This is a genomic window from Pseudomonas sp. FW305-3-2-15-C-LB1, assembly GCF_058787615.1.
The window spans coordinates 40,892-66,373 of sequence record NZ_JBYSZX010000002.1 but is presented as its reverse complement, the minus strand read 5'-3'; the positions used below and the strand labels follow the sequence as shown (position 1 = coordinate 66,373).

Annotated in this window: 26 protein-coding genes; 18 read left to right on the top strand and 8 right to left on the bottom strand. The window is 61.2% G+C overall.

The annotated features are described in order from the left end of the window. Nucleotide 1: 1 nt before the first annotated feature. The 5 genes from AC3WP7_RS04250 to AC3WP7_RS04230 all read left to right on the top strand — a co-directional run bounded on the left by AC3WP7_RS04250 (nucleotide 2) and on the right by AC3WP7_RS04230 (nucleotide 6,538). Nucleotides 2-460 (top strand): Hsp20 family protein, encoded by a 459-nt coding sequence (locus AC3WP7_RS04250; RefSeq protein ID WP_071490189.1) that lies wholly within the window; start codon nucleotides 2-4, stop codon nucleotides 458-460. Between the two features lie 589 nt (nucleotides 461-1,049). Continuing rightward, complete coding sequence (locus tag AC3WP7_RS04245) at nucleotides 1,050-3,716, top strand: phosphoenolpyruvate carboxylase (RefSeq protein ID WP_256579979.1); 2,667 nt, start codon at nucleotides 1,050-1,052, stop codon at nucleotides 3,714-3,716. 69 nt (nucleotides 3,717-3,785) lie between these two features. After that, nucleotides 3,786-4,841, top strand: a complete 1,056-nt coding sequence (locus AC3WP7_RS04240) for an NAD(P)-dependent oxidoreductase (protein WP_092250626.1) — start codon at nucleotides 3,786-3,788, stop codon at nucleotides 4,839-4,841. 26 nt (nucleotides 4,842-4,867) lie between these two features. Further along, the gene (locus tag AC3WP7_RS04235) at nucleotides 4,868-5,521 is read left to right on the top strand and encodes an RraA family protein (RefSeq protein WP_092250629.1); all 654 of its coding nucleotides are present in this window, start codon (nucleotides 4,868-4,870) and stop codon (nucleotides 5,519-5,521) included. Nucleotides 5,522-5,614: 93 nt separating this feature from the next. After that, on the top strand, nucleotides 5,615-6,538 hold the full coding sequence (locus AC3WP7_RS04230) for a LysR family transcriptional regulator (protein WP_102592306.1): 924 nt from the start codon (nucleotides 5,615-5,617) through the stop codon (nucleotides 6,536-6,538). Here AC3WP7_RS04230 and AC3WP7_RS04225 read toward each other — a convergent pair. Further along, nucleotides 6,441-7,145, bottom strand: coding sequence for a TetR/AcrR family transcriptional regulator (locus tag AC3WP7_RS04225; protein WP_092250632.1), 705 nt, complete (start codon nucleotides 7,143-7,145; stop codon nucleotides 6,441-6,443). The genes AC3WP7_RS04230 and AC3WP7_RS04225 overlap by 98 nt on opposite strands. A 123-nt stretch (nucleotides 7,146-7,268) precedes the next feature. Between AC3WP7_RS04225 and AC3WP7_RS04220 the strand changes: the two genes are divergently transcribed. Both AC3WP7_RS04220 and AC3WP7_RS04215 read left to right on the top strand, forming a co-directional pair. Further along, the gene (locus tag AC3WP7_RS04220; RefSeq protein ID WP_102592305.1) at nucleotides 7,269-8,486 is read left to right on the top strand and encodes an MFS transporter; all 1,218 of its coding nucleotides are present in this window, start codon (nucleotides 7,269-7,271) and stop codon (nucleotides 8,484-8,486) included. 94 nt (nucleotides 8,487-8,580) lie between these two features. Beyond that, nucleotides 8,581-9,375, top strand: a complete 795-nt coding sequence (locus AC3WP7_RS04215) for a DNA/RNA non-specific endonuclease (RefSeq protein WP_092250638.1) — start codon at nucleotides 8,581-8,583, stop codon at nucleotides 9,373-9,375. 171 nt (nucleotides 9,376-9,546) lie between these two features. On the opposite strand, the gene AC3WP7_RS04210 is transcribed toward AC3WP7_RS04215, so the two are convergent. Continuing rightward, nucleotides 9,547-9,726, bottom strand: coding sequence for a DUF1289 domain-containing protein (locus tag AC3WP7_RS04210; protein ID WP_102592304.1), 180 nt, complete (start codon nucleotides 9,724-9,726; stop codon nucleotides 9,547-9,549). Nucleotides 9,727-9,849: 123 nt separating this feature from the next. Here AC3WP7_RS04210 and AC3WP7_RS04205 point away from each other — a divergent pair, with 123 nt between their 5' ends. Further along, the gene (locus tag AC3WP7_RS04205; RefSeq protein ID WP_102630116.1) at nucleotides 9,850-11,061 is read left to right on the top strand and encodes a YeeE/YedE family protein; all 1,212 of its coding nucleotides are present in this window, start codon (nucleotides 9,850-9,852) and stop codon (nucleotides 11,059-11,061) included. 1 nt (nucleotide 11,062) lies between these two features. On the opposite strand, the gene AC3WP7_RS04200 is transcribed toward AC3WP7_RS04205, so the two are convergent. Both AC3WP7_RS04200 and AC3WP7_RS04195 read right to left on the bottom strand, forming a co-directional pair. Further along, nucleotides 11,063-11,224 carry a DUF2986 domain-containing protein gene (locus tag AC3WP7_RS04200; protein ID WP_092250644.1) on the bottom strand — a complete coding sequence of 54 codons (162 nt, stop codon included), beginning with the start codon at nucleotides 11,222-11,224 and terminating at the stop codon, nucleotides 11,063-11,065. A 40-nt stretch (nucleotides 11,225-11,264) separates the two neighbouring features. Further along, nucleotides 11,265-12,317, bottom strand: a complete 1,053-nt coding sequence (locus AC3WP7_RS04195) for an alpha/beta hydrolase family protein (RefSeq protein ID WP_102592302.1) — start codon at nucleotides 12,315-12,317, stop codon at nucleotides 11,265-11,267. Nucleotides 12,318-12,561: 244 nt separating this feature from the next. On the opposite strand from AC3WP7_RS04195, the gene AC3WP7_RS04190 reads away from it, so the two are divergent. The 3 genes from AC3WP7_RS04190 (at nucleotide 12,562) to msrA (ending at nucleotide 15,095) form a co-directional block, all read left to right on the top strand. Further along, complete coding sequence (locus AC3WP7_RS04190; protein ID WP_139216884.1) at nucleotides 12,562-13,050, top strand: hypothetical protein; 489 nt, start codon at nucleotides 12,562-12,564, stop codon at nucleotides 13,048-13,050. A gap of 99 nt (nucleotides 13,051-13,149) precedes the next feature. Beyond that, on the top strand, nucleotides 13,150-14,493 hold the full coding sequence (locus AC3WP7_RS04185) for a hypothetical protein (protein ID WP_093513150.1): 1,344 nt from the start codon (nucleotides 13,150-13,152) through the stop codon (nucleotides 14,491-14,493). Nucleotides 14,494-14,588: 95 nt separating this feature from the next. Next, nucleotides 14,589-15,095, top strand: coding sequence for a peptide-methionine (S)-S-oxide reductase MsrA (gene msrA / locus AC3WP7_RS04180; protein ID WP_071490175.1), 507 nt, complete (start codon nucleotides 14,589-14,591; stop codon nucleotides 15,093-15,095). 263 nt (nucleotides 15,096-15,358) lie between these two features. Here msrA and AC3WP7_RS04175 read toward each other — a convergent pair whose 3' ends face one another. The 4 genes from AC3WP7_RS04175 to AC3WP7_RS04160 form a co-directional block, all read right to left on the bottom strand. Then, nucleotides 15,359-15,691 carry a DUF6124 family protein gene (locus tag AC3WP7_RS04175; protein ID WP_092250653.1) on the bottom strand — a complete coding sequence of 111 codons (333 nt, stop codon included), beginning with the start codon at nucleotides 15,689-15,691 and terminating at the stop codon, nucleotides 15,359-15,361. Between the two features lie 322 nt (nucleotides 15,692-16,013). Further along, a complete protein-coding gene (locus tag AC3WP7_RS04170; protein WP_092250656.1) occupies nucleotides 16,014-17,264 on the bottom strand; it encodes a flavin-containing monooxygenase in 1,251 nt (416 codons plus the stop codon). A gap of 20 nt (nucleotides 17,265-17,284) precedes the next feature. Further along, on the bottom strand, nucleotides 17,285-17,731 hold the full coding sequence (locus AC3WP7_RS04165) for a type II 3-dehydroquinate dehydratase (RefSeq protein WP_071490172.1): 447 nt from the start codon (nucleotides 17,729-17,731) through the stop codon (nucleotides 17,285-17,287). 25 nt (nucleotides 17,732-17,756) lie between these two features. Beyond that, nucleotides 17,757-18,179 carry a RidA family protein gene (locus tag AC3WP7_RS04160; protein WP_058425659.1) on the bottom strand — a complete coding sequence of 141 codons (423 nt, stop codon included), beginning with the start codon at nucleotides 18,177-18,179 and terminating at the stop codon, nucleotides 17,757-17,759. Between the two features lie 182 nt (nucleotides 18,180-18,361). Here AC3WP7_RS04160 and AC3WP7_RS04155 point away from each other — a divergent pair, with 182 nt between their 5' ends. The 7 genes from AC3WP7_RS04155 (at nucleotide 18,362) to argE (ending at nucleotide 25,439) form a co-directional block, all read left to right on the top strand. Then, nucleotides 18,362-19,336 (top strand): LysR family transcriptional regulator, encoded by a 975-nt coding sequence (locus tag AC3WP7_RS04155; RefSeq protein ID WP_093124850.1) that lies wholly within the window; start codon nucleotides 18,362-18,364, stop codon nucleotides 19,334-19,336. A 210-nt stretch (nucleotides 19,337-19,546) separates the two neighbouring features. Then, the gene (locus tag AC3WP7_RS04150) at nucleotides 19,547-21,064 is read left to right on the top strand and encodes an amino acid ABC transporter permease/ATP-binding protein (RefSeq protein ID WP_092250664.1); all 1,518 of its coding nucleotides are present in this window, start codon (nucleotides 19,547-19,549) and stop codon (nucleotides 21,062-21,064) included. Nucleotides 21,065-21,091: 27 nt separating this feature from the next. Continuing rightward, nucleotides 21,092-21,964: a phytanoyl-CoA dioxygenase family protein gene (locus AC3WP7_RS04145; RefSeq protein WP_093124840.1), complete on the top strand. Its 873-nt coding sequence runs from the start codon at nucleotides 21,092-21,094 to the stop codon at nucleotides 21,962-21,964. Between the two features lie 28 nt (nucleotides 21,965-21,992). Further along, complete coding sequence (locus AC3WP7_RS04140; RefSeq protein ID WP_071490168.1) at nucleotides 21,993-22,823, top strand: ABC transporter substrate-binding protein; 831 nt, start codon at nucleotides 21,993-21,995, stop codon at nucleotides 22,821-22,823. Between the two features lie 54 nt (nucleotides 22,824-22,877). Beyond that, nucleotides 22,878-23,609, top strand: coding sequence for a class II aldolase and adducin N-terminal domain-containing protein (locus AC3WP7_RS04135; RefSeq protein WP_092250667.1), 732 nt, complete (start codon nucleotides 22,878-22,880; stop codon nucleotides 23,607-23,609). Nucleotides 23,610-23,619: 10 nt separating this feature from the next. Next, entirely contained in the window at nucleotides 23,620-24,294 is a 675-nt protein-coding gene (locus AC3WP7_RS04130) for a DUF1028 domain-containing protein (protein WP_102593031.1), read from the top strand. After that, the gene (gene argE / locus AC3WP7_RS04125; RefSeq protein WP_071490165.1) at nucleotides 24,291-25,439 is read left to right on the top strand and encodes an acetylornithine deacetylase; all 1,149 of its coding nucleotides are present in this window, start codon (nucleotides 24,291-24,293) and stop codon (nucleotides 25,437-25,439) included. The genes AC3WP7_RS04130 and argE overlap by 4 nt, the downstream gene beginning before the upstream one ends. Nucleotides 25,440-25,482: the final 43 nt, after the last annotated feature.

The window sequence follows — 25,482 nt, the reverse complement described above, 5'->3', positions numbered from 1 at the left end:
AATGGCTACTACTCTTTCGTTGGCCCCACTGTTCCGTCACTCTGTCGGCTTTGACCGTTTCAACGACCTTTTCGAATCGGCGCTTCGCAGCGAGGCCGGCACCACCTACCCACCTCACAACGTCGAAAAGCACGGTGACGATCATTATCGGATCGTGATTGCGGCCGCAGGCCTGGTGGAGGATGACCTGGAAATCCAGGTGGAAAAAGGCGTGTTGACCGTCGCCGGCGGCAAGCGCGAACACGATGAGGGCATCACCTACCTGCACCAGGGCATCGCCCAGCGCGCGTTCCGCTTGTCGTTCCGCCTGGTCGACCACATCGAAGTGCAGGGCGCCCAGCTTTCCAACGGCCTGCTGAGCATCGACCTGCTCAGGGTGGTACCGGAGGAAGCCAAGCCAAAACGCATTGCGATTGGTGGCGCTGCCAAGGCGGATGTGAAGTCCATCAGCGAGCAGTGAGTTGAAATGAATAAAGGCGCTCTTTGGAGCGCCTTTATTTTGCCCAATGATTCACAGTCATTTTCTATCTTATTTGCGCTCGTCGTTTGAGCCCGAGTCCACCCCTGCGCGGCCGGGCACGATGCCAAGGGCTCGGGATCGTCCGGTGCATATGGGGTCATGCCTTTATGAAGAATTATTTAAGAATGACCTGGCACATCCTGTCGGCGTGAGTGCTTTCTGGGCGTAATGCGTTTTTGACTCCCTTCATTAACCCCTAATAATCAATTGCTTGAAAAAGAATAGTCAGTGTCGGATCGGGAAACCGTTCTTAAGCTGGCTATCTTTTTATGCGCGTTTTATTCCAAAAAGGTCTTTTGTCGAAAAAGCGGCGACATGATTTATTCAAGTTGAAGTGTAACAACTTGTTTCAGATTTTTTGCCGCTTTTCGGTACCGATCTGGGGGCTTTCTGTCGGCGAACAGGGGATACCCGTTCGTTGCGACGCAGTGGTTTCGGCCTGTGACATTGATGATTTTGCTTCCACCCACGCGGTGGAGTGCAAACAAGGGATCTGTATTAATTATCGAGGCTTGAACCGATGAACCACATGATCAACTCCATACTTGAAGATGCGTCAACCCGTTCCTCTATCAGCCATACACACCCCGCGCTTGTGCATGATGTGTTGTGGCGCGCGTTGGAACAGGCACTGAAGATCAGCACCGATGATGTTTCTCACAGTCCGCATACCCGAGCCTGCCTGAGGATCTACGCCGAAATCGATACCCTGTCTTATCTGGATAAAGCAGATTCGAAATTGGCCGCCGCCTTGGGCAAGGCCTTCTTTGAGTCGCGTTCCAGTAAAGACGTCGAGGCGTTCTGGAAATTGTTGTTGATCAAGCAACTGCTGTTTGAAGTATCTGTCAGGGGCGTCGCTTCCCATATTGCTTCGCAGGCCAATCATAACCCTGTGTCTCCGCCGACCTTTGCCGGGTCGTCCAGGGTGAACGTCAGCCTGGGCCTGCTGTGCAAGGAGACCGATCAACTCAAGCACTCCGTTGTCCAGGTGTTGCAAAAACTCGCCCAGCATCTGGAAGACCACGGGCTCAAGAAACCCCAGGCCACTCAAGAGATTTTGTTGGCGCTGTACAACGCCGTGTGGTCGGGCAACCAGGGTGTCGATATCGAGTCGCAGATCTTCTATGCCAACAGCGTGTACGACGCATTGCCCGATGTCTATCAGGCCCTGGGTCTGGCGGCCCGGACCCAGTGGCTCACGGTGTTCACCTGGTTGTATGGCGACAAGGATGGGCGGCCGTACGACACAAACCAGCACACCGAAACCTTGGTTATCGCCCTGGAATCAGCGCTGCGCAGCCGTTATATCGCAGACATCAATAGCCTGATCAAAGACGGTGGCGCACGGCATCGCCTGGAAGAGATTCGTGCCCGACTGGACAAGGATCACGCCGATGCCTTTGCCGCCCCGGCCGAATTGATCGAAGCGCTGAGCAGCATCCGCTTCACCCAGCCTGCGGGCATCGACCCGTTGTTGCTGCGGGTGCAGGCCTTTGGTTTTCATTATGTGGAGATCGAGTTCCGCGAAAACGCCGAGATGTTCAGCAGCGTGGTCGATGAGATTGTTTCCAGCCAATGGCAACAGGATCCTGGCGCAGGCACATCCCGCCCCTATCGTGACCTGGATGAGCGGGAGCGCCGGACGGTGCTTGATGCCGCGCTGGCGGACGACAGCGTTCAGCCGCCCACGGATTTCTGGCAGGCCTACCTGCGGCGCACCGCTGCGATTTATGAAGAGAAAGCCCTGCGCTACAAGGGCCAGGACTACATCGCATTGATGGAACAGGACCCGGGCTACATTCGCATGTACGACGCCCGCAATGCGGTCGAACGTTTTGAGATGATCGACCGTTATCGCGACCGCATGAACATCCACGGGATCGCCGAGTACACATCGAGCCTCAGTGTGCTGGAAGTCCTGTTTTTGATGAAGGCGGCCCAGGTGCGGGAGGGCATCGACATCGCCCTGCAACCCGAAGACCTGGCGGGCGCCGAGCAAACCCTGGCCACGGTGCATGAGATTTATGAAAGCCCGGTTTACAGGCAGCACTTGGCATCACGGGGTAACCGCCAATACATCACCTTCGGCCCCAGCGACACTGGCAAGCAGGGTGGCAAGGGGATGCACAAGCTGAACATGGCTATCGCTCACCAGCACCAGCGGATCGCGGCTCGGTACGGTATCGAGGTGGTTACCCACGTGATCATGGGGGGCGAGCATGCGCGTTGTAATGGAGTGATCGCCGATACCCTGCAAGAGTTCGGCGCCCTGGACGGACCGGAAACCCGATTCATGCTGGCCGGGTGTGCGGAAATGCGCGGCCATTTGTTGACCCGCAATCAATCGGTGAATTTTCTCAGCCAACTCTACCGCATGCATGCTGAGCCCCGCACGCAGCCCTCGGAGGCGGTAATCGCCGACAGGATCCAGCGTTGGTCCGATGTCGTGCGCCGCTACCAGTCGCGTTTTTTCGAGCATCCGGCGCTGCCAGCCTTGCTGCGGGACATGGCGCGATTCGACGTGGTCAGGGCCACCGCCAAGGGCACTCGGCCGCCGTCACGCCTCTTCAATATCAAGGTCTTCGAGTCCAGGCCGGATGCCATTCGTGCGATTCCCTGGACTCGCGCCCTCTTGGCCAGTGGACTGCACAGCGAACTGATCGGGGTCGGGCAGTTCGCCGATGAGCCCGCGGCGAAATTGTTGGAAGCCTTTACGGAGGACGACAGCTTTCGCAGCTATGTCAAAGGCATGGCGTACGCCATCGCCCGAACCGACCTCACGTGCGCCTGGCTGACCTTGGCGGGCAGCGTTCCAGAGAAAACGCACATCCTGTCGCTGGCGCAGGCGTTGCACACCGAAGCTGTCGGTACCGGCGAGCAACTGTTGGCCAGCCTGCATCTGGAAGTGGTGGCGGGTAAGCGTTTTGTGCACAAGGCCACCACCGGCGTAGAGCCGCAGGACCCGTGGAAAATCAAGGAAAACTCCCTGCTCAATCTGTGGCCTAGCCTCAAGGCCGAGGTCTACCGCAAAGAGAAAAACCTGCGCATTTATCGGTTGTTCCTCATCTATGCCAAAAGCAACCCAGACTTTATCAAGGCCTCTTCACTGAACGATTTTTACAGTGGGTTCCTGGCGGCAGCCAGTACCGATACAGGCTTGGTCGATCCTGACAGCGCCTGCCACTTCACTTGGTAAAGCACCCGCCGACAGCCGGGGCGACCTGGCTGTCGGCGCGGTTGTGCGCCGTTCAAGAGGATCACAAGCATGGCATTCACCACCCTGATACTCGATGCACCCGGCCCGCCGTTGTTATTCGAGGAAGTCGACCGATTCCTCGCGCTGGGCCTGGTCGTCACCCTGAATCTCTACTATTTCACTGATAAGGATGGTATCCGCGAGCACTATGGCGAGCGCATTCACTACACCGAGATCAACGGTCACGACCGGCAGGCTTTCATGGGGGCCGTGATGTTGGCCGGAGGGTACAGCGTGTTCAAGACGCGCCTGAATATTCCCATTGAGGGCGAACTGATTCGCAACGCTGCGTCACCGGCTCTGCCAACGCCGCTGCGCGCTATCGCTCAAGCCGGTACGGGCGTCAACCATATCGACCGGCAAGCGGCCCAGCAGTGTGGCGTGACCCTGCTGAACACTCCAGGCGCCAACGCGGCTGCGGTTGCTGAATATGTCCTGGCCCAGGCGTTGTATTTATCCCGGGACCTGGACCACTACAACGCTGAAACGCACAAGGGATGCTGGTCCAAGGGCACCTTGGCGCCAGGCCTGGAGTTCGGTGAACTCACGCTAGGGGTGGTCGGCACGGGTAGCATCGCTCAAGAGGTCGCACGCAAGGCGGGAGCGCTTGGTCTCAAGGTCATCGCCACCGGTTCGGAACGCTTTACCGACCAGGTCGCGCGCAGCCTTGGCCTTGAGCGCCGGCAAACCCTCGAAGCATTGCTGAGGGAGGCCGACGTGGTCTCGATCCACGTACCGTTGACCCCGCTGACCCGCGGCCTGTTTGGGCTGACCCAGTTCAGGCAGATGCGCCAAGGTTCGATACTGATCAATACCGCGCGCGGCGGCATCGTCGATGAAGCGCAGTTGGCGAGTTTCATGACGGCGTTTCCCAGGCATATAAAAGCAGCCGCCATCGATACCTTCGCCCTGGAAAAAGACTGCTTCCACTCGCCACTGGCAGGCGTCGGCAATGCCCAGCTCACACCGCATATTGCAGGCACCACAACGACGGCGATCCGCAAGGCTTCGCGGCAGATTGTCGACAAGATCCACGCGCTCAGCCTGGCAGCGAACGCAGGTTAACTCCTCAACACAAGGAAGCCTTCCTCATGCAACGCTCTATTCATCAACGCCTGGACGCCCTCAGTTGTACCGACCTCAGCGATGCCATGGATCGCCTGAAAATCCTTTGTCAATGTACCGACATCAAGCCGCTGGACCGGTCCTTCAGCCTTACGGGCAAAGCCTGGACCCTGCGCTACGGACCTGTTGGCCTGGAGGGGGGCTCGGTGGGCGACTACATCGACGACCTTGCCCCAGGGCAAGTGGTGGTGATCGACAATCAGGCACGCCTCGACACCACCGTATGGGGCGACCTGCTGACCTCTACGGCTGCCCGCAAACAATTGGCCGGCACGGTGATCGACGGTATCTGCCGCGATGTCGATCGTGCGTTGGAACTCCATTACCCGATCTTTTCCCGGGGCAACTGGATGCGCACCGGCAAGGATCGCGTGCGTGTCGAGGCGATACAGGAGGCGGTGACGCTGGGTGGCGTGCGGGTTAGACCGGATGACTGGCTACGGGGCGATGGTGACGGGCTAGTGGTCATTCCTGCGGTTTCAGTGAGCGAGGTGCTGACGGTCGCCGAAGAAATCCACCAGGCCGAGGAACAGATTCGTGCGGCCATCGACGCCGGTGTCCCATTGCGGCAAGCGCGCGCAGACTATGGGTACCACGCCTTGCAAACCCCGCGCGGCTGACAACCCTGATCGAGCCAACGGCGTAAGCAAGCAGTGGCACACTGGGCGCGGACGTGTTGCAATCCCCCGCAGCCGTAACCGGGTGGACCCAGTGTGAAACGCCATTTCGAAGACCTGCAGCTCGGCAGCATCGAGCTGTTTTGCCTCGCCGCCGAAGCCAACAGCTTCACCGCCGCCGCGCAGGTTGCCGGTGTCACGCCGGCGGCCGTGAGCCGCAGCATTTCACGCCTGGAAGAGCGCCTGGGCTCGCGGCTGTTTGTGCGCACCACGCGCAGCATCCGCCTCACTGACAGTGGCCGCACCTTCTTCGAACAATGCCGCCAGGCCCTGACCCAACTGGTGGAAGCGCAACAGGAGGTGATGGGCGCGCAAGCAGTGCCGTCCGGCCTGTTGCGTATCAGTATTCCCACCACCTACGCCCATCACCGTCTGCTGCCGCTACTGCCGAAGTTTCGTGCGCTGTACCCGCAGGTGACGGTGGATATCCACATCAGCAACCGCAATATCGACTTCGTCGCCGAAGGCTACGACCTGGCGGTCCGTGTGCGCGCCCAGCCCGACTCATCGCTGATTGCGCGCCTGCTGGAAGACGCCGAGTTGGTGGTGGTCGCGGCACCGTCCTATCTTGAGCGCGCCGGCATCCCACAGACGCTGGAAGATCTACCTACCCATGAATGCATCCAGTACGAACTGCCCAGCAATGGCCGGCGTATCTCCTGGCTGTTTCAGGTGGATGGCAAGGCGCAAGAGTATGCGGGGCAGGCGGGGTACAGCTGCTCCGACGATGTGCTGGGCGGGGTGACCCTGGCCAGGCACGGCGCGGGGTTGTTTCAGACCTACAAGTTTATTGTCGAGCAGGAACTGGCTGACGGCAGCCTGGTAGAAGTCCTGCAGCCGTTCGGTGGGCGTTCACGGCCGTTTACCTTGTTGTATCCCCATGGTCGCTATGTGCCGCATCGGGTGCGGGCGTTTGTGGATTTCCTGATGCAATGCCGGGACGAATCGGCGGCGCCGTAGACGCGGCAATATCCCAGGTCAGCAGCAGTTGGCTGATCGCCGCGTCGATGCTGGCGTGGGGAACGTTGTCGCGCGCAAGGATCGAAATGCCCTGCAGGAAACTGTCAAATACCGTCGCCATCACCGCCGGGTCAATCGTGCCTGGCAATTGCCCTGCACGTATCGCACGCTGCACACAGGCCACAATCCCCGCCCGTGTGCGCAGCCGCGATTGCGTCAATCCATTCGCCACCCGCGCATTCTCGGGGCTCGGCGCACTCATCACGCCCAGCGCCACCATGCAACCCTTGGGATGCCCGTCTTCACACTGCATGCGTGCCGACTGGCGCAGCGCCGTTTCAACCGCCTGACGCGGCGACAGGCTTTCGTCCCACAGGCATTCGGTGACCTGTGCGTAGGTCGTCAGGTAGCGCTGTACACATTCGTCGAACAGCGCCTCTTTGGAACCGAACGCCGCATAAAAACTCGGCGCGGAGATACCGCCACCCAGGCCAGCCTTGAGTTGGGCGAGTGAGGTGGCGTCGTAGCCGTGCTGCCAGAACAGGTGCAAGGCCTGGTCTACGGCGTGATCGCGGTCGAAGGTGCGGGGGCGGCCCATTTGTGCCATGGCGGATCTCCGGTGGGGGAAGCGAGATAAATACTAGTCGATACATATGTCGTTGACAACGCGCTATGTCCGGTCGCAACATTTGTATCGATCAGTATTTAAATCTCGCTCAAGGAGTTACCCGTGACACCTTCACTCACTTTATCGGCGTCATCCGACCGCCTGCCCATCGGCGCCTTGCTCGCCCTGGCCATGACCGGCTTTATCTGCATCGTCACCGAAACCCTGCCCGCCGGCCTGTTGCCGTTGATCAGTGACGGCCTGGCGATTTCCCCGTCGATGGCCGGGCAGATGGTCACCGCGTATGCCTTGGGCTCGGTGCTGGCGGTGATCCCCATGACCATCGCGACCCGTGGCTGGCGCCGGCGTAATGTGCTGTTGCTGACCATCGTCGGGTTCCTGCTGTTCAACTCCATCACCGCGCTGTCGTCCCACTATGGTGTGACCCTGGTGGCGCGTTTTTTCGCCGGTGTGGCAGCGGGGTTGGCCTGGAGCCTGCTGGCCGGTTACGCCCGGCGCATGGTTGCGCCGCACCAGCAGGGCAGGGCGCTGGCGTTGGCGATGGTCGGCACGCCGATTGCGCTGTCGTTGGGTGTACCGCTCGGCACCTGGCTGGGTGGGTTGGTGGGATGGCGCACCACGTTTGTCCTGATGTCGGCGGTGAGTCTGGTATTGATTGCGTGGGTGTTGGTCAAAGTCCCGGACTACGCTCCCCAGCCCGCCCATCAACGTATGTCGCTGGGCCAGGTGCTGAGCACGCCGGGCGTACGGCCGGTGCTGGCGGTGGTGATCAGTTGGATGCTGGCGCACAACATTCTGTACACCTACATTGCACCCTTCGTGGCGCCGGCGGGGTTGGCCGAGCGGGTCGACCTGGTGCTGTTGGTGTTCGGGGTTGCCGCGCTGGCAGGGATCTGGCTCACGGCCAGGCTCGTTGAGTCGTTGTTGCGCAAGACCGTGCTCGTCAGCCTGGCGGTGTTCGCGGTCGTCTCGCTTGGGTTGGGTCTTTTTGGCAACCTGCCGGAAGTGGTCTACCTCGGCGTGGCCGTGTGGGGCCTGAGTTTCGGCGGCGCCGCGACCCTGCTGCAGACTGCCCTGGCCGATGCGGCGGGCGATGGCGCCGACGTGGCGCTGTCGCTGAATGTGGTGGCCTGGAACAGCGCGATCGCCGGCAGCGGTGTCGTCGGTGGGGTGTTGCTGGAGACCTGGGGCGTGGCCTCGTTTCCGTGGGCGATGTTGCTGTTGATCGGTGTGTCGCTGGCGATTGCCTGGAGCGCCCGTGCCCATGGTTTCAAACCAGGTGCGCGGGCTGCGGGAAAACCTTCAGCAGTCGGGCACTAATCTGACATCTGCTAGTCAATAATCCTCGCAATATCATCCACTTGGCTCCGTACGCCGGAGCCAGCCGCTTCACTCCTTTTCGAAGATTCAATGCATGTACCTACGCAAACTTGCCGTTGGGCTGACCGCCTTTGTTTTGCTGTCTTGCGGGGCCAACGCCCGCAGCCTGCCGGACCTGTATTCCAAACAGGAAAAGCAACTGTCCTTCGACAGTTGTGCCGACCTGTTCCCCGCCGCACCGATCAACACCGCCACCGTGCCAACCGCGATGAAACCGCTGGCGCTGTGTTCCGACCATTTCGCAGTGCTCTACTCGCAAACCAGCAAGACCCCGCTGGTGGTGGTCGAACGCCTGAATGCCGCCTTGTTGAAAGACGCCAAGGGCGAGGAACGCACCAACCAGTTCTACGCCGACCCGCGTATCCCCAAAGGCGGTCGCGCCGAGTTGAGCGACTACCGCGCCCAGCACCCGGCGGTGGACCGTGGTCATCAATCCCCGGCCGCCGATGCACCGAATGCCAATGCGATGGCGCAGTCGTTCGCGCTGTCGAACATGGTGCCCCAGGACCCCACCAACAACCGCAAGGTCTGGAGCAAGGTCGAGGCCGACGTGCGCAAGTTTGCCGTGCGTGCCGGTGGCGACGTGTATGTGTTCACCGGCCCGTTGTTCGACCCGGGCTACGGCACCATCGGCCACAACAAGGTCTGGGTGCCGACGCGGTTGTTCAAGCTGGTGTATGACGCCTCCAGCAAGCGCGCCTGGGCCTATGTGCTGCCCAACGCCGAGACGCGCATCCAGAAACCGATGGACTACGCGACGTTTGTGAAGAGCACCGGGCTCAAGTTGCTGGGTGATCTTCCGGTGTCGGGGTCCGTGGGGCGGGGTTGATCCGCGATCGTGCGGGCCAATTGTGAGGAGCGGGCCTGCGTGGTGAGTGGTCTTTTTTTTGTGGCGAGCGGGCTTGCCCCGCGTTGGGCTGCGTAGCGGCCCCCCAAAAAGCGGGAGCGCTGCGCACTCCAACGCGGGGCAAGCCCGCTCGCCACAGATGCATGAACAGCCTTACCTGGCTTTTTTCATCGCCTTGAGGCGCTGTGTCGCACGCTGTACGGCCGCCATCTTCTCCGGGCGTTTCATGCGTTTCCATTTGCGGATGTCATCCTTGGTGCGTCCGCAACTGACGCAGAGGTCGCCGCTGAGCTGGCAGAGGGAAACGCAGGGGTTCTCGATGTCTTTGGCCACGGGTTCACCGGCTGATGGAGGAAAGGGGCGCCGTCAGGCCACACGCATCCCGGGATTATCTATACACAAGGGTATACTCGCCACCCTCGCAGCCTACTCCTTTCAAACAGACCGAGATTCCCCATGAGTACCTCTCTGCCTCTCACCCCCGCGCGCAAACCCGTCGCGCCGCTGGTGGCCTTTATCATCCTGGTGCTGGGCGCCCTGTTCCTGCAAAACAGCGTCGGTTCGCACCAGGTGCTGTTGCTGGTGGTTGGCGCCGCACTGGGCTTGACCCTCTACCACGCCGCCTTCGGTTTCACTTCGGCCTGGCGCGTGTTCATCAATGATCGCCGTGGCGCTGGCTTGCGCGCGCAGATGGTGATGCTGGCGCTGGCGGTGCTGCTGTTCTTCCCGGCGCTGGGGGCGGGCACGCTGTTCGGGCAGCCGGTGACCGGGCTGGTGGCGCCGACCGGGGTGTCGGTGGTGTTCGGGGCATTTATTTTCGGCATCGGCATGCAGCTGGGCGGCGGTTGTGCGTCGGGCACGCTGTTCACCGTCGGCGGTGGCAATGCGCGCATGCTGGTCACGTTGCTGTTCTTTATCTGCGGTTCGTTGATCGCCACGCACCATGTTGACTGGTGGTTCGGGCTGTCGGCGTTCCCGGCGGTGTCCATCGTCAAGAGCTTCGGCGTGGTGCCGGCATTGGGCTTGAGCCTGGCGGTGTTCGCGATCATTGCGTTGGTGACCGTACGGTTGGAGAAGGGTCGCCATGGTCAGTTGGAAGAGGGCGTGAAAAGCGAGCACCGAGGCCTGCGCCGCTTTCTGCGCGGGCCATGGCCACTGGTGTGGGGCGCCATCGGCCTGGCCCTGCTCAACTACGCCACCCTGGCGCTGGCGGGACGGCCCTGGGGCATCACCTCGGCGTTCGCGCTGTGGGGCGCCAAAGTCGCCAGCGGCCTGGGTGTGGACGTGGCCAGCTGGGCGTTCTGGCAGATGCCGGGCAATGCCAAGGCCCTGGCCGCGCCGGTGTGGGAAGACATCACCAGCGTGATGGACATCGGCATCGTCCTCGGTGCGCTGCTGGCCGCCGGCCTGGCCGGGCGCTTTGCCCCCAGCCTCAAGATCCCGGCGCGCTCGCTGGTGGCGGCAGTGATCGGCGGCCTGCTGCTCGGCTACGGCTCGCGCCTGGCGTACGGTTGCAACATCGGCGCGTACTTCAGCGGCATCGCCTCGGGCAGCCTGCATGGCTGGGTATGGCTGGTGGCGGCGTTTATCGGCAACAGCGTGGGCGTGCGGTTGCGGCCGTTTTTCTTTGCGGGGGAGCGGCGGCAGGTGGCGTTGAGCGGTTGCTGATTCAGCTTTGCGGCGAACTGTCTGGCGCCTGAGCCGCTTCAGCCGCCAGCTTTTCGCGGTCCGCCTTGCTGATGTACTTGTCCTTCTTTTTCGGCGCCAACTTGGCATTCGCCTTCCTGGCTTTTTCCTTGAAGAGCTGCTGGAGTTTTTTCTGGCGATTCATGTGGGTCCACCCGGGTTGTACAGGCCCGGGATGATACCAGCTAAAAATCCGCCGCCGTGCGCCGTGCCGCTGTCCGCCACAAAAAACCAGTGATCAGAGCCAGCACCTGTTGCTGAATCACCGCCCGTGGCCGAGCCCCCTCGCCATCGCGGCAAATCATGCCATCGCCCGGCGAGTCTTCTTCGATCAACGCCATGCCACCCGGCTTGCAGATCGACATAAAGCTGAAGTGCGTAGCGTCGCTGATCTCCACATACTCGGTCGAGGCCTTTGGCATACGCCTGACCATGTCGGCGGACTCCAGGTTGGGGTCCATATCTTCCGTTGGCACGCCCCCCGCAATCACCAGCGCCGGCACCGGCAGGGCGGCCAGGCTGGCGTCGGTGAAGCCGCGCGACAGGCCCAGGTCCAGGGTCACTACAGCGCCGACGCGTGGGTCGCGCAGGTCAGCGGCCAGTTGGGCCTTCGCCGCCGGGGTCGCGGCGGGTTTGATCTGCTGGTAGCCAATGCAGCCGCCCAATTTGGGGTGAGTGTTGCAGTCGCGGGCGAAGAGGTCCGGGTCGAAACGCGCGCCGGCGATTTCCATGGCGGTCCAGCCACCGATGGAGTGGCCGACCACGGCGATACGGTTTTTCGCCACGGTGCCGAACTGCGTCGGCTGGGCGATCACCGCATCGATGGCCCGGCTCAGGTCTCTGGGCCGTTGCCACAACTGCGCAGCGGCCTGGGGGCTGCGGTCCTTGCTGGTGGTGCCGGGATGGTTGACCGCCGCCACGATGTAACCCTGATGGGCCAGGGCGCTGGCCAGCCACACCTGGTTGCCCCAGTTGCCGCCGTAGCCGTGGGAGAGCACCACCAGCGGATGTTCGCCGCTCGCTGCCGGCGCATCGGGCACTGCCAAGGCACCGAAAAACACGGCGTCATCGCGGATCAACTCAGGCGTAGCTGCGGTGGCGGCGGGGTACCAGACCACCATATGCAGCGGGCGTTGTGCATCAGGGACGTTGATGCTCTTGAAGCCGATGGGCGTGGTGTCGGCGAATGCAGGCATCGCCAAGCCAATCAACAGCAGCGCGGTGAGGGTGATTTTCACGGTTTTATCGTCCTTGATGTGAGGGCGGCATCATGCCTTGGAACAGGGGTTTTTAATAGAGGGGAGACGGGACTAGGAAGTTACTGACAAAGTCCTACTTGTAAGTATTACAGATAAGGACTTCATGTTTTTAGGAGGCGGGTGCCTTACTTGAATTGAAAAATCGTGCAAGGGTAGTGGTGTGATTCCTACTGCTGGAATGATTGGAACCTCAGGTGCTCACTTATGAACTAGGGTGAAGATTATGAAAAGCTCGAAAAGTATCAATAAGGTTTGGATTGTTGTGTGTGTTGTGTTGGCGGTTTTTACAAAGGATGTGGTGTTGGCGGCAGAATACTCCATTGCTAAAACAGTGGCGCCAGGTCCCATACTGGTGTTATCTAATTCCAATACTCATCCGGGTGTGGAATTCGCAAGTTTTAACGTGCTGGCCTCGGATATTCCTTCAGGAACACTCGCGGATCCCAAGCAAATACTGGAGGTTCAGTGGCGTACAACCTACTATCCCGGGACTATTCGTGAGGAGGTTAGGCTGTGTTACTACCGTCCATTTAGTTTAGAAGAGAACTGTCAGATCATCGCTCCGAGTTCGTCGGGTGTGCTGATGGATTTTAACAATCAGTCCTTTGGTAATGGCTCAAAAATTCAGATTTTTCATAAGGTGTGGGGCGGCACTCCACCGTACGCTCGTCCTGCCGGTGCCGATTCAGTGACTATTAAATATAGGTATTAGTGTGCGGTGTGATGCCCGCAGCCAATTTGGCTGCGGGTATTTGGATAGGTAAGAAACTTTTACATGACCATTCACATGCCTAACGCAAGGTGAATACTAATGATCACTATCAGCCCTAATACCTCCTCGTCAAACAATCGCGTGACGAATGATTCCGTCGGCATTGTTATTCCGTCCACAGTCTCGCCTGACAACGTCGAGACTGATGCGCTCGCTAAGCGTAATGACGGCATCACCACCGTCTCAATCCTGGCGCTTCAATTGAGTGATGCGGCACAGCGTGCGGAAACGCCCACGGGTCAAACGAATGCCGACCCCCTCGAACTCATCACCGACGAACAGTATTTCGCCAACAAGGCACAACACGACGCAGAGCTTCCAACGGCCAATAACCCGGAACTCCTGGCCCGTGCGCGGCAAGCGACTGGTTTCCTCAACGGTCATGACAGCAACCCCTTCAAGGGGCTCGGGCGAGATCAACTCAACCTGATCGCCCGCGACAACGGCGGCGCCTTCACGGTCAATGAGCGAAGGGTGGCGTGGCAAACGGCCAAGTCGATGGAGCCTTCAGGCGGTTCTAGTTCGGGGCAGGCTGCCAGCGTCGGCCGTGAGATCATGATTTCGCGCGTGTTTGGCGGTAGAGAACCCCCAGTCGCCCTTCCACCGGCCACTTCAGTGAATGCCCTTCAAAGAGCAAGCGACTTCCTCAACCTCGATGATCGTGCCTTGGTCGCGGATATGTATGCATATCTACAGTCAGAAGGTGCGGATTTAGGCCACGTTGATCTTTTGGTCTGGGCACTCGGCGAGTATCGACGCTCCAGCGACGGTCGCCAATACATAGCCACCAATGGCTTTTACGTAGACGGGTATTGGACGACGTTTAATTACAAGCCAGAGGACGAGGCCATCGCCTCACGCATACTGACCAGTTCAGCGCTCAGCAGCACCCGTGTTGACCCTGGCTTTGTGAAACACATCCTGAACCCAGGCATGGGCGCGTTCACCCACATCGGCGGCATACCGTTCCTGGAGCGAATGGTGAAAAAATTCTCCGACGAGGGCGCGGATCAACCTCCACTCGGCAGCGAGTACGCCACCTTCAAACACGCCAAAACTGCGGACCATATCGTCACCACCACGCACAAGGACATCAAGCTTCCACCCTCAAAGGCAGTCTCCCAAGTCATCGACGGTGTCTGGAGCCTCACTGAGTACGGCAAGGCCGCCGGTTACGTGCTGGATGCAGTCACCCATCGGGTCTATAAGCCGGAGGACCCGCCAAACGATCCAACTCTCCCGCGTCAAAACGTGAATGGACCTGACGGTGATGCGCCCAACAAAACCTTTCTGGACGCTCTCGGTGAGACTCGCGACCCGCCCCAGTCGCGCTGGGTCTGGCCCGGCCACCTGTTCAAACTGATGAAAAACTTCAAACCCTGAGGTGCCGGCGCACTGCATGACAAACCCGTGAATCTTGCTATTGGCCAACACGGCCCCATAACTAGGCGGGTATCCACTGAACGCAAGGGCAGACCATGACCAACTCAACCGAAACCGCCATCCTCGCCGGCGGTTGCTTCTGGGGCATGCAGGACCTGTTGCGCCGCTACCCCGGCGTGCTGCACACCCGCGTGGGCTACACCGGCGGCGATGTGCCGAATGCCACCTACCGCAACCATGGCAACCATGCCGAAGCGATTGAAATCGTGTTTGACCCGGCAGTGATCAGCTACCGGCAGATTCTGGAGTTCTTTTTCCAGATCCATGACCCGAGCACGCCGAATCGGCAGGGCAATGATTTGGGGCCGAGTTACCGTTCGGCGATTTATTACCTGAGTGAGCAGCAGCGGGAGGTGGCCGAAGATACGGCGGCGGACGTGGATGCATCGAAGCTGTGGCCGGGGAAGGTGGTGACGGAGATCGAGCCGGCGGGGCCGTTTTGGGAGGCGGAGCCGGAGCATCAGGATTATCTGGAGCGGATTCCCAATGGCTATACCTGCCACTTTATTCGGCCGAATTGGAAGTTGCCCAAGCGTGGCTGAAAGCACTGCCTGCAAGCGCGAGTCGTTGTAAGGGGCAGCCCTTTCAGGTCTTTAGGTAGAACTGACGATAAGTACCCCTGTGGCGAGCGGGCTTGCCCCGCGTTGGGCTGCGAAGCAGCCCCAAAACCCGCGGTCGAAGAGGGCCTGACTCCGCGCATTCCTCCTTCCAGGGTTGCTTCGCAACCCAACGCGGGGCAAGCCCGCTCGCCACAGTTGCAGTGTTCGCCCTTATGGGACGTTATCAGCCGGATATGGCCGGTTTCTCAAAGACCTGGATCAGCTAGCGTAGCTTCGCGCTCCATCAGCTTATCCACCAACAAAACCCCCAACTCACTCAACTGGTGAATGGCCAGCGCCACATCCCGCTGTTTACCCGTCAACGCCTCCGACAGGTCGAGTAGCAAGGCGCTGACCGAGGAAAGGGTTTCGTAGCAGTTGACGATCAATGTTTCGTTGCTGGCATCGCTGGCGATGCTGAAGAGTGGCGCAGGTGGTGCTTCGGCACCGGGATTGAGGTAATGGTCAATCGCACGATTCGCCGCATGATTGAGCTTCAGGTCGGGACCGTTTGGAGGATTGGGCGTGACTTTGAACATGTGTGTTGTACCTGTTTTAGGGCCAACACCTTTTCGCTACTAAACGAGAGGGTGGCGGCTGTACGCAGGTTAGTAGACCGGGGAAACACACAAAGCCGGCGCGCCCGAGGGCGCCCTGCGCACAGCCACCATCAAGCACAGACAAGAACATCTGATCGATGAGGCTCATGCACTTTATGTTGTCACTCGGGCTACTAAACCCGATCACTGAGTGTTCAGCGACCGAGCCACCTTAGAGACGCTCACCCAAGCGCACAAGCCGGCGGATTCTGACGCAAGCGTAGGCAACCGGGCAAGGCTCGCGCCTTTCGTCCCGGCAGGATTAGGACTTGTCGTACGCCCTGTACGCGTTCTGCAGCACGATATGGTCCGCCACGTACTTCGCATCGTGCCAAACCCCATAGATAAATGAAGATGCGCGGTTGACCAGGTTCGGCAAACCCAGGAAGTAAATCCCGCTCTGCGCCGAGATCCCGCGTTTGTGGAACGGCTCGCCTTTCTCGTCGAACGCGTCCACCTTCAACCAGCTGAAATCGAACTTGAAGCCGGTGGCCCAAAGGATTGTGGTCACGCCCGCTTCAGCCAGGTCCAGGCTCAACATCGGGTTCACCAGGCACTCTGGATCGGGCAACAGTTCCCAGGCCTGTGGCTCCGGCGGAAAGGGCAAGCCATTGGCCTCGATATACGCATCCGCATCGCGCAGTACGTCAAAGTAAGCGCGGTCGCCTTCAGCCACGTTCTCGGCCAACCCCGGTTGAAACGTCATGACGCCCTCCGCCCAGTCCTGGGTGACGCCCACCAACTGAATGCCTTGATGTGCCAGTCGGCGAAAGTCCACCGTCTTGCCGCCTTCGTAACCACTCACCGCAAACGCCACGTGCTTTTTCTTCGGCTGGATCTTGACTTCATCCCACAAGCCCAACGCGCCCAGCCACCAGCAATAGTCGCGGCCACGATAGGCGCGGGGCGGGCGGTAGTGTTCGCCCACCGAGAGGTACACGGTCTTGCCGGCCTTTTGCAGTTCTTCGGCGATCTGCGAGCCGGAGGCACCGGCGCCGACCACCAATACGGCGCCTTCGGGGAGTTGGCCGGGGTTCTTGTAGGCGCAGGAATGCAGTTGGTGCAACGGTGCGCTGGCGGGGACGATGTTCGGGATTGACGGGCGCTGGAACGGGCCGGTGGCAGCAACGACGTTGGCGGCTTCGATCACGCCCGCGGAGGTGGTGACCTTGAAGCCGGGGCGGCCTGCGTGGCGTTCCACCGACTGGACTTCCACGCCCGTGCGGACAGGGGCCTGCAACTTATCTGCGTAGGCCTCGAAGTAGTCGGCCATGCGCTCTTTCGGCGCGAAGGCTTCCGGTGAAATGCCTTCGAAGGTGAGACCGGGAAAGCGGTCATGCCACGCCGGCCCGTTGGCGACGAGAGAGTCCCAGCGTTCCGAGCGCCAGCGTTCGGCAATGCGGTGGCGTTCCAGCACGAGGTGGGGCACGCCCATCAGGGACAGGTGCTCGCTCATGGCGACGCCGGCCTGGCCTGCGCCGACGACCAGGGTGTTGATTTTTTCGACGGACATAGGCGGTTCCTGAACAGTCATTAGGCGGTTTGGCCTAGCAATTCGGCCACAGCCGTGATTGCCAGTTGGTAACCCAGCGCCCCCAACCCGGCGATCACACCGGTGGCGGCCCTGGACACGTAGGAGTGGTGCCGGAAACTTTCGCGCTGCCAGATATTGCTCATGTGCGCTTCGATGATCGGGCCGTCGAACGCCAGCAACGCATCGAGGATCGGCACCGAGCTGTAGCTGAGCCCGGCGGCGTTGATCACGAGGGCGTCGGCGTGCAGGCGTGCTTCCTGAATCCAGTCCACCAGCACGCCTTCATGGTTGCTCTGGCGAAAGTCCAGCGTCAGGCCCAGGGCGGCGGCGTGGCGTTGGCAGCGGGCGTCGATGCTGGCGAAGCTTTCGCTGCCATAGGTGCCGTTTTCATCCAGCCCATACAGGTTGGCGTTAGGCCCGTTGAGGAAAAACACACGATGGGTCATGGGGCACTCCAGGCAATCAGCGCTTTCATACGGCCCAATCGTCCGGCACCACGGCGATCACATCGATCTCCATCAACCACTCCGGCTGGCCCAGTCCGGAGATCACCAACCCAGTGGAAATCGGGAACACACCTTTGAGCCACTTGCCCACCTCCTGGTACACCGGCTCGCGGTAGCGCGGGTCGATCAGATAGGTGGTGGTCTTCACGATGTGCGACAGGTCCGAACCTGCTTCTTCCAGCAGTTGCTTGACGTTCTTCATCGCCTGCTCGGCCTGGGCGCGCGGGTCGCCGAGGCCGACCAGGTTGCCGTCGAAATCGGTGCCGATCTGGCCGCGCACGTAAATGGTGTTGCCGGCGCGCACGGCCTGGCACAGGTCGTTGTCCAGCGCCTGGTTGGGGTAGGTCTGTTGGGTATTGAACATGCGGATGCGGGTGTGGGTCGGCATAACTGCAACTCGTGGGAAGCGGGATAGATCCAGCTTCACACCGCCCCGGCTGCGGCGAAACCAGCATTTGCGCGGGGTAGTGCTTAGGAAAAACCGAAGCCCGTGCAGGTCATCGGTTTGCGCCTGACCCGGCACGAACCCTGCAACACCGCCGGTACAGTCATTGTTGAGGGGCAGGCGTCATGCTCAGTCGTATTACTCAGCGTCAACTGGAGTATTTCGTCGCGTCGGGAGAGGCGGGCAGCATCAGTGCGGCCGCCGAGCGCATTCATGTGTCGTCGCCGTCGATCTCGGCGGCGATCACCCATATGGAGGCGGAGCTGGGCATTCAGTTGTTCATCCGCCATCACGCCCAGGGCATTTCCCTCACGGCGGTGGGGCGCCTGGTGATGCAAGAAGCCAAGCTGATCCTGGAGCAAATGACCAACCTCTACACCATCGCCTCGGAGTCCTTGAACACGGTGCGCGGGCCGTTGCGCGTGGGCTGCCTGGAGTCGCTGGCGCCGATGATCACGCCAGAGCTGGTGTTCGGTTTCGGCCGTGCGTTTCCCGGCGTACGGCTGACGCAAGCCGAGGGCAACCATGAAGAGCTGCTGGAAAAACTGCGCAGCGGCGAGCTGGATATCGCCCTGACCTACGACCTGGTGACCAGCCAGGACATCGACTTCCAACCCCTGGCGCAACTGCCGCCCTACGTGATGGTGGGCGAGTACCACCCGCTGGCGAACTCACCGGCCGTGAGCATGCAGGACCTGGAGGCCTACCCGGTGGTGCTGCTCGACACGCCGTGGAGCCGTGACTATTTCCTCAGCCTGTTCATCCAGGCCGGCACCACACCGAACATCATCATGCGCTCCACCAACCTTGAAACGGTGCGCGCCATGGTGGGCAACGGTATCGGCTATTCCTTCGCGAATGCGCGGCCCAAATCGAACATGTCCCAGGACGGCAAGCGCGTGATCCGCCTGCGCCTGGCGGGTGCACACCGGCCGATGCGCCTGGGCTACGCCACCGCCAGCAACACCCAGCTGTCGCGGGTGGTGTCGGCGTTTGCCGAGCGGTGCCGCATGTTTGTGTCCGACCAGTACATCCCCGGCATGGCGCCGCCGAGCTTTTTTGACCCGCATGCGGTGCGGGTGTTGAGCGGTGTGAGCTGAGCTTGCACCAGTAAGTGGCATGCGCAATACGGCCGATTCAAGCCTGCACCAAAGGTGGGAGGGGCCCCCTCCCACATTGGATTTTGGGTGCTCTCAGGCTGCATAGGTTCTGCCTACCCAGTGCCCCGGCTTTTACGAATTGACCCCAACCGCCTCCCGCCACGACTCTGAACCCATCGATGTAGATCAACTTCTCAGGGCACAGCGACGATGACATTCGACTGGAACTACATGTTGGGTTTGCTGGGCGATGCCGAGTTCTGGCGCGCGACGTGGACGGTGATCAAGCTCAGCACCTTGACCTGGGTGTTGAGCATTGGCCTGGGCTTTCTGCTGGCCCTGGCCAAGCAATCCAGACATGGCCTGCTGAGCGTGCCGGCCCGCGGCTACATCTGGCTATTTCGCAGCCTACCGTTGCTGGTGCTGCTGATCTTTATCTACAACCTGCCGCAAGCGTTGCCCGGTACCTCGGTGGTGCTGGCCGACCCGTTCTGGTCCGGCCTGTTGGCCCTGGTGATCTGCGAGACCGCCTACGTGGCCGAGATCCATCGCGGTGGCCTGCTGTCGATTCCCAAAGGGCAGGGCGAGGCGGCTCGTGCGCTGGGCCTGAAGTTCTTCGGCACCCAGTGGCGCGTGGTAATTCCCCAGGCGCTGCGGGTGGCGTTGCCGTCGCTGGCCAACGAATACATCTCCATCGTCAAGCTCACCTCCCTGGTGTCGGTGATCTCCCTGACCGAGATCCTGATGGTCGGCCAGCGCCTGTATTCGCAGAACTTCCTGGTGATCGAAACCATGGCGGCGGTGGCGTTCTTCTATGTGTTTATCGTCACGGTGTTCGACTTCCTGCTCAAGCGCCTGGAGCGCTTTCTCGACGTCAACCAGCGCAACGTGTCCCGTGTTCCCGATGCGGCGGTGCTGGCCCTGGCGACCCAGCAGCGCACTGCCTTGGCGCGCCCGGCCAATAATGGCGAGTCGGCGTTGCAGGCCACGCGGTTGCACAAGGCCTACAACGATATCGAGGTATTGGGCTCGGTGAATCTGCAGATCCAGCCCGGTGAAGTGGTGTCGGTGATCGGCCCGTCGGGTTCCGGCAAGACCACGCTGATCCGCCTGCTTAACGGTCTGGAGCAACTGGACAACGGCGAGATCAGGATCAATGGCCAACCCTTCATCCACTTGAACAAAGTCGGCGCGCAGAAACCCCAGTACATCGAGCACGCCGAGCATCGCCTGCACATCGGCATGGTGTTCCAGAGCTTCAACCTGTTCCCGCACTTGAGCGTGCTCGACAACCTGCTGATGGCGCCGAAATACCACCGCCTGGGCGCGACCGCCGAACTCAAGCAACAGGCCTACGCGCTGCTGCACAAGGTCGGCATGCTCGACCACGCCTGGAAGTACCCGCACCAGTTGTCTGGCGGCCAACAGCAACGCGTAGCCATCGCCCGCGCCTTGATGATGCGCCCGCAGATCATGCTGTTCGATGAGCCTACCTCGGCGCTGGACCCGGAGAAGGTCAACGAAGTGCTGCAGGTGATCGAAGCCCTGGCCGAGGAGGGCATCACCATGGTCATCGTCACCCACGAGATGAACTTCGCCTTCAAGGTCTCCGACCGCATCGTGTTCATGGAGAAGGGCCGCGTGGTCTGCGACGACACGCCGTGCGCCCTGCGCAGCGGCCACAACCCACGCGTGGATGCGTTCCTCAAGGACGTCTCGCTGGCGTGATCTCTTTAACGTTCAGGAAACACTAAAATGATCGAGCAATCGCAAATCGAACAATTCCAGCGCGACGGCTTCCTGGTGGTCGAAGGCGTGCTGTCGCAGGATGAAGTGGCCGCGTTGCAGCACGACTTCGACCAATGGGTGGAAGAAAGCCGCAGCCATGACCGGGGCTGGGGCGCCACTGTCGATGGCCGTGAGCGCTTTGACCTGGAGGGCGACCACCGCGCCGACCACCCGTCCCTGCGCCGGGTCAGCTCGCCCACGGAGATTTCGCCGGCCTATGAGCGCGTGGCGTTGCACTCGCGCATGGCGGCGATTTGCGCGCAACTGATCGGCGCCCAGGGTACGCGTTTTCACCACAGCAAGATCAACTCCAAACTGCCCCACACCGCGACCCAGGTGAAGTGGCACCAGGACTTCCTGTTCACACCCCACAGCAACGACGACATCGTCACCGCCTTGCTGATGGTCAGCGAAGTGACGCCGCAGAACGGCCCGCTGAACGTGATCCCCGGCAGCCACAAAGGCCCGCTGTGGTCGCACTGGCAGCACCAGCGTTTCACCGGTTCGGTGGACGACAGCGTGGTCGCGCAACACTGCCAGCAACCGGTGGCCTGCTACGGGCCGGCCGGCTCGGTGTGCTTCATGCACACCCGGCTTTTGCATGCTTCCAGCCCAAACGAGACCGAACTGCCGCGCACGCTGTTCATCAGTGTCTATGCCGCTGAAGACGCGCTGCCCTTCGGCGAAAACCCGTTGCCCAGCGCACATGCCGGCCTGTTGGTGGCCGGTGAAGAAAGTGGCTTGGTGCGTTCCACCGACAACCACATGCGCCTGCCGCAGAAGCCTCGTGGCGCCTCGTTCTTCGTGCAACAGGCGGGACAAGATTCAGCCACTGCCTAACCCCCCTAAACCCTTGCAGGTAATCACCATGACAGCGTTTCGTAAAAGTGTTCGTCCCCTTGCCGTGTGCCTGCTGGGCGCAGCCGTTGCACTGACCTCGTTGGCCGCGTCGGCGTTCCAGCAGGACGGCAAGATCATCGCCGGTTCCGACGTGACGTTCTTCCCCTATGAGTACATGGATAACAACAAGCCGGCGGGTTTTGATATCGAGTTCATGGACGGCCTGGGCAAGGTCATGGGCCGCCAGGTCGAGACCCTCGACACACGCTTCCCCAACCTGATCACTGGCCTGCAGGCCGGGCGTTTCGATGTGACCAACTCGTCGATGTACATCACCGCCGAGCGGGTCAAAGTGATCGACATGATCCCTTATCTGAAAAGCGGCGAGTCGATCCTCACCCTCAAGGACAGCGCCTTCCAGCCCAAGACCCCGGAAGAGTTCTGCGGCCACAAGATCGGCTCCATGGGGGCCACCTCGTGGCTGGCGCAGATGAACAAGCTGTCCACCGAATACTGCGTTGCCAAGGGCCTCAAGCCGATCCAGATCAGCGAATACAGCACCGACCCGCAAACCACCCAGGCGCTGCTGGCCCACGCCGTCGAAGCGCAGATCACCGATGCCGCCGTGGCCCGAGGCGTGATCGACAAGCTCGGCAGCCGCGTGGTGATCTCGTCCGACACCCTGATCTACCCGGTGCTCAACGGCTTCGGCGTGAAGAAAGGCAATGACACGGTGAAAAAAGCCCTGCTCGACGGCCTGGAAAAATACCGCGCCACGCCGGAGTACGCCGCCCTGCTCAAGAAGTACAACTTCCAAGCGCCGACCGATGCCGACATCGCCGCACTGATGCCGAAGTAAACCTACACGCGCGTGCCGCATTCGCCTGCGGCCGCGCCCTGCGGAGAGCGATCCATGGCGTTATCCCACGAAGAACAGACGCGCATCGACCTGGCGGCGACCTTTCGCATCATCGCCCACCTGGGCATGCATGAAGCGGTGGCCAACCACTTCAGTGCCGCCGTTTCGGCCGATGGCAAACAGTTTCTGCTCAACCCGAAGTGGAAGCACTTTTCGCGTATCCGCGCGAGCGATCTGTTGCTGTTGAATGCGCACGACACGGCCTGTGCCGATCACCCCCACGTGGACGCCACGGCCTGGTCGATCCACGGGCAGATCCACCGGCTGTTGCCACAGACCCGTGCGGTGCTGCACCTGCACCCGGTGTACACCACGGCGGTGGCGTGCCTGGCCAGGCCGCACATCCCGCCGATCGACCAGAACACCGCGCGTTACTTCAACCGCGTGGCCGTGGACGAGCTGTACGGCGGCATGGCCGACACCGAGGCCGAAGGCGCACGGCTGGCCGGGTTGCTCGACGGCAAGACGCGCTTGTTGATGGGCAACCACGGCGTGATGGTCACGGCCGGTTCCATCGGTGAAGCCTTCGACGACATCTGGACCCTGGAACGTTCCTGCCAGATCCTCGTCACGGCCTGGTCCACCGGACAGCCGTTGCGGGTGCTGTCCGATGAAGTGGCAGAAAAAACCGCGCGGGGCTGGGAAGGCATCGCGGACTTCTCGCGCCAGCATTTCGAAGAAATGAAGCAATTGATGATCGACGCTGACCCTTCAGTGCTCGATTGAGGACACCTCCATGACGTTTTCCGTTGTCGCCCGCTGCGCCGAGACGGGCCAGTTGGGCATTGCGATCAGCTCATCGAGCATTGCCGTGGGCGCGCGTTGCCCGTGGCTGCGTCCCGGCGTGGGCGCGGTGGCATCGCAGAACATTACCTTGCCGAGCCTGGGGCCTCAGGTGCTGGATTTACTGGAGCAGGGCCTGACACCGAGTGAAGCACTGGCGACGTTGGCCTGTCAGGATCACAGCGAGTATCGCCAGGTCAGCGTGATTGATCACCAGGGCCGCACCGCGCATTTCAGCGGTGCGCAGACCCTGGGTATTCACCACGCAGTGAACGGCGAGCAATGCGTGGCGGCAGGGAACATGTTGGCCAACCCCGGCGTAATCGCGGCCATGGTGGCGGCGTTCGAAGCGGCCCCGGGGCACCTGGCCGACCGCCTGCTGGCCGCGATGCACGCCGGTGTGGCAGGTGGTGGTGAAGCGGGGCCGGTGCATTCGGCGGCGCTGGTGATTGTCGATGACCTGCTGTGGCCAGTGGTCAATCTGCGTGTGGATTGGGCCGATGCGGACCCGATCAGCGCCCTCGACCAACTCTGGCAAGCCTATCGCGGGCAACTGCAGGATTACATCGACCGCGCCCTCAACCCGCAGATCGCACCGGGTTATGCGGTGCCGGGAGATGACCGATGAACAGCCGCGACCTGCTGGCGCAACTGGTGCGTTTCGACACCACCAGCCGCGAATCCAACCTGGCCTTGATCGACTTCGTGCGCACCTATTTGCAAGACCACGGCGTGGCCTGTGAGCTGGTGTACAACGCGCACAAGAGCAAGGCCAACCTGCTTGCGACGATTGGTCCGGCGCAGGTGCCCGGCATCGTGTTGTCCGGGCATACCGATGTGGTGCCGGTGGACGGGCAGCGCTGGCGCGTGGCGCCGTTCGAGCTGACCGAACAGGACGGCAAGTTGTACGGCCGTGGCACGGCGGACATGAAGGGCTACATCGCTTGTGTGCTGGCGTGCGTGCCGGCGTTGGTGCAGGCGCCGTTGCGCATGCCGGTGCATATCGCGCTGTCCTACGATGAGGAAGTCGGTTGCCTGGGCGTGCGCTCGCTGATCGAGCGGTTCCACGGGCAGCCGGTCAAGCCGCTGCTGTGTGTGATTGGCGAACCCACCGAACTCAAGCCGGTGCTGGGCCACAAAGGCAAGCTGGCGATGCGCTGCCAGGTGCATGGCGCGGCGTGCCATTCGGCGTACGCGCCGGCGGGCGTGAACGCCATTGAATACGCGGCGCGCCTGGTCAGCGAATGGGTGCGGCTCGGCGAAACGCTCAAGGCGCCAGAGCATCTGGATGCGCGTTTCGACCCGGCGTTTTCTACGGTGCAGACTGGTTTGATCAGTGGCGGCAAGGCGCTCAATATCGTGCCGCAGGACTGCAGTTTCGACTTTGAAGTGCGCTCGCTGCCGGCCCAGGATCCCTGGCAGGTGGTGCAGCAACTGCGCGACTACGCCGAGTACTCACTGTTGCCGGCGATGCGCGCGGTGAGTGCGCAATCGGCGATCAGCATCAGTGAGTTGTCGAGCTATCCCGGGCTGGCCACAGCGCCTGAAAGCCAGGCCGCCGAATGGGTGGCGCAGTTCTGTGGCTCGCAGGATTTTGGCACGGTGGCCTTTGGGACAGAGGGTGGTCTGTTCGACCAGGCCGGTATTCCTACGGTGGTGTGTGGGCCTGGCAGCATGGAGCAGGGCCACAAACCGGACGAGTTCATCAGCCTGGCGCAGTTGCAGGCCTGCGACCGGATGTTGGCGCGGGTGCTGAAGTTTGTGAGCGTGTAGGTTACCTGTGGGAGGGGGCTTGCCCCCGATGGCGATGGGTCAA